Origin of the sequence: Mesorhizobium sp. M1322 (genome assembly GCF_040318085.1) — a bacterium.
Classification (GTDB): Bacteria; Pseudomonadota; Alphaproteobacteria; order Rhizobiales; family Rhizobiaceae; genus Mesorhizobium.
In genome coordinates this window covers 1-3,364 of the sequence record NZ_JAMYLP010000181.1, presented here as the reverse complement: position 1 = coordinate 3,364, position 3,364 = coordinate 1, and the positions used below count along the sequence as shown (strand labels likewise).

Below are 3,364 nucleotides of genomic sequence, written 5' to 3'. Positions count from 1 at the left end.
GAAGCCTGGGTCTTCATCGCCCACATCCGCCTGCTCACGCGTCGCCTCGCAAGACCTTGAAATTGCACCAGTCGTTTTGATTCAGACACTTAGATCTTTGCTACCGGTGCGTGCATGTGCCGGAACGGCGGTTCGGCGGTCTTGGGGGATTTCAAATTGCGCAAATATGTCTTGCTGTTTCTCAGCCTCTGTATCGATTACGTCTGGGTGAACGCGGCCGTCGTCCTGGCCGACCGGCTGTTTCCCGGCGTTGCCGAGACCGTTCTTGGCCAGCCGGCGTCATGGGCGGCCCAGCAAGTCCTTTCGCTGATCCTGCTTAGCCTTGTACGGGTGGCAAACGTCTCGGTGGGCGAATGGCTGCTGTCCTATGCGCAGACGGAGCAGCCGGCCGGCCAGCGTCAATGGGCCAATCTGTTGCTTGGCACCCTCGGTGTCCTGTCCGGGATCTGGTATCTGCTGCGCCTCACCGAGGGCGACGACGGCACGCCGTTCCTGTTCATGGTAGAGGACACGCCACTGAAGACCGCGGCCGCTGCGCTCTACAGCGCCCTCTACAGTTGGTGTGGCGTGATGCTGCTGCGATTCGAGCCCAAGGCGAAGCTCTGCAATGCCCTGTTGTTCGCCTCGGTCCTGCCATTGACCGCGATAAACGTCATCTTCTCCCGCGACGCGCTGATTGCCTCGATGGTGGCGCGCGCCGCCATCGAGGGCCGCTCGTTCCCGGTGGAAAACGCGGAGGTCTATGCCCGCGTGTCGATCTACTACGCCATCCTGCTTGTCGCGGTGATGCTGGCGATTTTGTATTTCTGCCGCGAACGGCCCACCGCTTCCGTCGAGAGGCCGCTCGAAGGCTCGCCGGGCAGCCGGGCGTAGCCTCCCGGCCCTTTCCGGCTCAATCTTCCGCCGCTGCGGCCATTCGGCCAACAAGCCGTTTTTCGACAATTCGCACAAGCGCGTGGGGTTTGTGGGGTAGTTGATGCTGCGATCTCCCCCTCGAGGGGGAGAGGGCCGGCAGGCCAGAGGGGTAGCTGCGCATCAAGCGCCGACTTCTTCTTTCGCCCTATAAGAGCTTGGCGCTCGACGCGAAGCGACCCCCTCTGTCGCCTTCGGCGACATCTCCCCCTCAAGGGGGGAGATTAGGCGCTTGGCCCAGCGCTCGCGGCTTTATCCGCCGTTCCGTATCGGCTAAGGGGCGGGGACGAAATTCGCCGGACCGCCAGAGTATGACCGCCAAGCCCAAATCCTCGCCCCTGTTCCTCGGCATCGACACCGGCGGCACCTACACCGACGCCGTGCTGTGGTCGGAAGCCGGCGGGCCAAGCGGCAAAGTGCACGCCAAGGCCAAGGCGCTGACCACGCGCCACGACCTCGCGGTCGGCATATCCGGCGCGGTCGATGCCGTGCTGCAAAAATCCGCCACCGACCCGGCCGCGATCAAACTGGTGTCGATGTCGACGACGCTCGCCACCAACGCGCTGGTCGAGGGGCAGGGCGGGCGCGTGGCGCTGGTGATGATCGGCTTTTCCGAAGGCGACCTTGCCCGCGACGGGCTGAAGGCCGCACTCGGCACCGACCCTGTCGTGTTCTGCCCCGGCGGCCACGAGGGCCACGGCAATGCGGCCAAGCTCGATTTGTCGGGGCTGGAGGCGGCGCTGCCGGAACTCGGCGCCTCGGTGTCGGGCTTTGCCGTCTGCGCCTATTTCGCCACCCGCAACCCGACGCACGAGCTCGCCGCCCGCGACCTGATCCGCGAAAAGACCGGCCTGCCGGTCACCGCCAGCCACGAGCTTTCGGCCAAGCTCGGCGGCCCGCGCCGGGCGCTGACGCCGCGGCTTAACGCCCGGCTGCTCTCGATGATCGACCGGCTGGTCGCGGCAACAGAAGGTTTTCTCGCCGCGCGCGGCATCGCCGCACCGCTGATGGTGGTGCGCGGCGACGGCGCCCTGGTCTCGGCCGCCTTCGCCCGCCAGCGGCCGATCGAGACGATTCTTTCAGGCCCGGCCGCCAGCCTGGTTGGCGCCCGCCATATGACCGGCCTCGACAACGCTGTCGTCTCCGACATCGGCGGCACCACCACCGACGTCGCCGTGCTCGACGGGGGCCGTCCCAGGCTCGATCCGGAAGGCGCCACCGTCGGCGGCTTCCGCACCATGGTCGAGGCGGTGGCCATGCGCACCTTTGGGCTCGGCGGCGATTCCGAAGTGGCGCTGGAAGACGGCGCGCTCAGCCCAAAGATCCTGCTCGGGCCGCGCCGCCTGGTGCCGCTGGCGCTGGCCGGCATGGTGCATGGCGAGGCCGTGACTGTCGAACTGGAACGCCAGCTGCGGGCGCCTAATCCCGGCCGCATGGATGGCCGCCTGGCGATCAGGACCGGCGTGCCGGAGCGGCTGGCGGCCGGCCTGACCGCTGCGGAAGCCAGGCTCTACGAGGCGATTGGCAGCGTGCCGCTCGCCCTCGACAGGCTGCTCACCTCGAACGCCCAGAACGCCACCTTGAACCGGCTGGTGTCGCGCGGCCTAGTGCATATCTCGGGGTTCACTCCCTCGGATGCCGCCCATGTGCTGGGCAAGCAGGCCAATTGGGATGCGGCAACGGCAAGGTTCGGCGCCGAACTGTTCACCCGCAAGCGGGACGGCCGCGGCCAGTTCATCGCTGCGACGCCGGAGGCGATCTCGGAGCGGGTGCTGCTGACGCTGACGCGCTGGTCGGCGGAATACATCCTCGAAACCGCCTTTGCCGAGGACGGGCTGGACGGCGCCGCGACCGTGGCGCACGCGCTGGTACAGCGCGCCGTCGATTCCCATCCGGGCATCGCCCGGCTCAGCGTCGCCCTCGACCGTCCGGTCATCGGCCTCGGCGCCTCGGCGCCGCTGCACTATGCCGGCCTCGCCGAACTGGTCGGCAATGACTGCGTCGTGCCGGAGGATACCGATGTCGCCAATGCGCTCGGCGCCGTCGTCGGCCAGGTCCGCGTCTCGGCCGAGGCCCGCGTCAGCCAGCCCAGCGAGGGCCTGTTCCGCGTTTCGTCCGGGGAGACAGTGCGCGATTTTCTCGACGAGGCGGCAGCGATCGCGGCGGCCGAGGCCGATGTGCGCGCGCTTGCCGCCGGGCGGGCCAGGGAAGCCGGCACCGACAGCGCCGAGATCGAGGTCGCCACTGAGTTCCGCGTCTCCACCGTCGAAGCCCAGCGCATGTTCATCGAGGCGCATGTGGTTGCGGTGGCGTCGGGGCGGCCAAGGATTGCGGTGTAACTAGCTGATCTCCCCCTTGGAGGCCTTTGCACAGAATCGGATTGGTGATTCCGTTCGCAAGGAAGATAGGGAGATGATTCGGATGGTCGATCGTGTGCTTGGTCAACTGAGCC

The 3,364-nt window shown here is 67.3% G+C and carries 2 protein-coding genes; both read left to right on the top strand.

The window, feature by feature from the left end:
* The first annotated feature begins 156 nt into the window (after positions 1 to 156).
* Entirely contained in the window at positions 157 to 873 is a 717-nt protein-coding gene (locus tag NKH12_RS30120; protein WP_352956440.1) for a hypothetical protein, read from the top strand.
* Between the two features lie 350 nt (positions 874 to 1,223).
* Positions 1,224 to 3,251, top strand: coding sequence for a hydantoinase/oxoprolinase N-terminal domain-containing protein (locus NKH12_RS30115; protein ID WP_352956439.1), 2,028 nt, complete (start codon positions 1,224 to 1,226; stop codon positions 3,249 to 3,251).
* Positions 3,252 to 3,364 lie beyond the last annotated feature (113 nt).

Coding starts and splice junctions, on each gene's coding strand:
- NKH12_RS30115 (WP_352956439.1), top strand. CDS start 1,224: ATGACCGCCAAGCCCAAATCCTCGCCCCTGTTCCTCGGCATCGACACC.